General features: G+C 68.2%; 1 protein-coding gene and 1 pseudogene. One reads left to right on the top strand and one right to left on the bottom strand.

The features are described 5' to 3' along the window. A pseudogene (locus tag VJS38_RS00490) lies at positions 1–410 on the bottom strand (N-acetylmuramoyl-L-alanine amidase); the annotation flags it as partial. A 501-nt stretch (positions 411–911) separates the two neighbouring features. On the opposite strand from VJS38_RS00490, the gene VJS38_RS00485 reads away from it, so the two are divergent. Beyond that, the coding region (locus VJS38_RS00485) for a ribonuclease E/G (protein WP_324086197.1) at positions 912–2,771 on the top strand (1,860 nt) is incomplete at its 3' end.

The raw sequence follows: 2,771 nt of genomic DNA, 5'->3' as shown, positions 1-2,771 counted from the left end.
CGGACGTCCGCGCCCTTGGTCAGCCGGACCTGGCCGGCGTCTTCCGGCGCGACGTCGATCACATAGCGGTAGTGGTCGACGCCGTCGGCGGGCGGCAGCAGGAAGCGGCGCCTGATCTGTCCGTCGCCGGCGAGGTCGATCCTAAGCCGGGTCCCGCTCTGGGTCTGGTCGGCCACCCAGGCCTTGACCAGGCCCACGCCCGCGCCCTGCTGGCCGGTGGTGGCGACGCCCTGGAGCACGACCACCACGCGGCGGTCGCCGGAGCCGTCGGAAACCACCTTGGCGGTGGCGGAGCGGTCGAGGTCGATGACGATGCGGGTCTGCCCGGCGTCGCCGCCCAGTCGCACCTTCAAGAGCCCGGCGGTGACAGTGGCCGCGTGGGAGGCCGCGACGGCCGCAAGCCCGAGCACGGTGGCCGCCGCGATCAGCAGCCCCCGTCCCCTCCCGACCAAAACTCTCCTCGCGCGACCGAGCATCGCTGCAAACCTAAACTGGAGGCCGACCGATTGAAGACATCATTTAGCCGCACGTCGGGTAGCCAAGCGGTTAATGAGACCTTTCCGGCTTGCGTGTTGTCGCGGCGCTTCCAATTTCTCCCTCGGTGTTGCAATGTCCGCCCGCACGACAAGCCGCCCCGGCTCCGATGCAGGGCGAAGTCATGCGCAAGCCAGCGTCGGCGCACGGCCCCCCAAATGGAAAAGCGGGTCGGCCACGACGCATCCTCCGTTCCGCGCTTCTTAAGGGGGCGCGCCAGGGAACACACCCGATGAGCTGCGCAGCTCAAGCCTTTGTCGGCCCTGAAGCCGCCCGGACCGCCGAATTCGGCGCCCGGCCCGGGCCAGCGCGCGCTCGTCCCACAAGCCGGCAGCGCGGGGCCGAGACGCCCGCCGCGCGCCGTGGAGATCCGATTAATGCCCAAGACGATGTTGATCGACGCAGCGCACGCAGAAGAGACGCGTGTGGTGGTCGTCGATGGAAATCGCGTTGAAGATTTCGATTTCGAAAGCCAGAACAGAAAGCAGCTTCGGGGAAACATCTACCTCGCCAAGGTGACGCGCGTCGAGCCGTCGCTGCAGGCCGCTTTCATCGAATACGGCGGGAACCGGCACGGGTTCCTCGCCTTCAGCGAAATCCATCCCGACTACTATCAGATCCCGGTCGCCGACCGCGAAGCCCTGCTGCGCGAAGAGGCCGAGGACGAGGACGACCACGAGCCGCGCGGCCGCGCGGCGGCCTCCGAAGATGACGACGAGGACGAAAACCAGGTCGCCGCCGAGGACGACGACGACGTCATGGAAGAGGAAGTCGCCCGGCGTCGCCGGCGGCTGATGCGCAAGTACAAGATCCAGGAAGTGATCCGCCGCCGGCAGATCATGCTGGTGCAGGTCGTCAAGGAGGAGCGCGGCAACAAGGGCGCGGCGCTGACCACCTATCTCTCGCTCGCCGGCCGCTACGGCGTGCTGATGCCCAACACCGCCCGCGGCGGCGGCATCAGCCGCAAGATCACCGCGGTGACCGACCGCAAGCGCCTGAAGACCGTCGTCCAGAGCCTCGAGGTGCCGCAGGGCATGGGGCTGATCGTGCGCACCGCCGGCGCCAAGCGCACCAAGGCGGAGATCAAGCGCGACTACGAGTACCTGCTGCGGCTGTGGGAGAACATCCGCGAGACCACCCTGCACTCGATCGCCCCGGCGCTGATCTACGAGGAGGAAGACCTCGTCAAACGCGCCATCCGCGACCTCTACGACAAGGACATCGACCAGGTCTTCGTCGAAGGCGACGCCGGCTTCAAGGAAGCGCGCGACTTCATGCGCATGCTGATGCCGAGCCAGGCCAAGAAGGTGCAGCTGTACCGCGAGCCGACGCCGCTCTTCGTCAGGCACAAGGTGGAAGACCACCTGTCGCAGATCTATTCGCCGGTCGTCCCGCTGCGCTCGGGCGGCTATCTGGTGATCAACCAGACCGAGGCGCTGGTCGCCGTCGACGTGAACTCCGGCCGCTCGACGCGTGAGCGGAACATCGAGGCCACGGCGCTGAAGACCAACCTCGAGGCGGCGGAAGAGGCGGCCCGGCAGCTGCGCCTGCGCGACCTCGCCGGCCTGATCGTCATCGACTTCATCGACATGGACGAGGCCAAGAACAACCGGGCCGTCGAGAAGAAGCTGAAGGACTGCCTCAAGGACGACCGCGCCCGGGTGCAGATGGGCAAGATCAGCCCGTTCGGCCTGATGGAGATCAGCCGCCAGCGCCGCCGCACCGGCGTGCTGGAGGGCACCACCCACGTCTGCGAGCACTGCGCCGGGACCGGCCGGGTGCGCTCGGTGGAGTCGAGCGCGCTCGCCGCCCTGCGGTCGATGGAGATCGAGGCGCTGAAGGGGGGCGGCGAAGCCACCCTCACCGCGCCCCGCGCCGTGGGCCTCTACATCCTCAACGAGAAGCGGGCGCACCTGGCGCGCCTGCACCAGACCTTGGGCCTGTTCGTCACCGTGGTGATCGACGACGAGATGGCCAACTCCGAGTGCCTGATCGAGCGGACCGCCAGCGAAACCCGCGCCGAGCACGCCGCCGCGCTGGCCGCGCCGGTCCAGGCCTTCGTCCCCGCCCCCGAGGACGCCTTCGACGACGCCGCGTTCGAGGAGGAGTTCGAGGAGGACGAAGACGAAGACGAAGTCGTCGGCGAGGACGAAGACGAAGACGAGGACCAAGAGATCTCGTCGGATCAGCCGCGCGGCGGCGATCGCGCGCCGCGTCACCACGAGGACGTCCACGAG

Origin of the sequence: Phenylobacterium sp. (assembly GCF_035276905.1) — a bacterium.
Classification (GTDB): Bacteria; Pseudomonadota; Alphaproteobacteria; order Caulobacterales; family Caulobacteraceae; genus Phenylobacterium.
Note: the sequence above shows the minus strand (reverse complement) of the source record. Positions and strands in the feature narration are given on the sequence as shown.